The organism is Serratia sp. CY38905 (assembly GCF_052168875.1).
Taxonomy (GTDB): Bacteria; Pseudomonadota; Gammaproteobacteria; order Enterobacterales; family Enterobacteriaceae; genus Serratia; species Serratia sarumanii.
The window spans coordinates 1-804 of record NZ_JBJNLV010000047.1 but is presented as its reverse complement, the minus strand read 5'-3'; the positions used below and the strand labels follow the sequence as shown (position 1 = coordinate 804).

The 804-nt window shown below is 54.0% G+C and carries 1 protein-coding gene; it reads left to right on the top strand.

The window, feature by feature from the left end; genetic code table 11:
- A partial coding sequence (locus tag ACJ8MK_RS25985) for an IS5-like element IS903B family transposase (protein WP_442518126.1) occupies nucleotides 1–748 on the top strand: 748 nt, incomplete at its 5' end.
- Between the last annotated feature and the right edge of the window lie 56 nt (nucleotides 749–804).

Sequence of the window (804 nt, the reverse complement as noted above, 5' to 3'; positions counted from 1 at the left end):
GCTGGTCATTAAACGCGTATTCAGGCTGACCCTGCGCGCTGCGCAGGGCTTTATTGATTCCATTTTTTCTCTGATGAACGTTCCGCTACGCTGCCCGGATTACAGCTGTGTCAGCAGGCAGGCAAAGTCGGTTAATGTCAGTTTCAAAACGCCCACCCGGGGTGAAATCGCACACCTGGTAATTGATTCCACCGGGCTGAAGGTCTTCGGTGAAGGCGAGTGGAAAGTCAAAAAGCATGGCCAGGAACGCCGCCGTATCTGGCGTAAGCTGCATCTCGCCGTTGACAGTAAAACACATGAAATCATCTGCGCTGACCTGTCGCTGAACAATGTGACGGACTCAGAAGCCTTCCCGGGTCTTATCCGGCAGACTCACAGAAAAATCAGGGCAGCATCGGCAGACGGCGCTTACGACACCCGGCTCTGTCACGATGAACTGCGGCGTAAGAAAATCAGCGCGCTTATCCCTCCCCGAAAAGGTGCGGGTTACTGGCCCGGTGAATATGCAGACCGTAACCGTGCAGTGGCTAATCAGCGAATGACCGGGAGTAATGCGCGGTGGAAATGGACAACAGATTACAACCGTCGCTCGATAGCGGAAACGGCGATGTACCGGGTAAAACAGCTGTTCGGGGGTTCACTGACGCTGCGTGACTACGATGGTCAGGTTGCGGAGGCTATGGCCCTGGTACGAGCGCTGAACAAAATGACGAAAGCAGGTATGCCTGAAAGCGTGCGTATTGCCTGAAAACACAACCCGCTACGGGGGAGACTTACCCGAAATCTGATTTATTCAACAAAGCC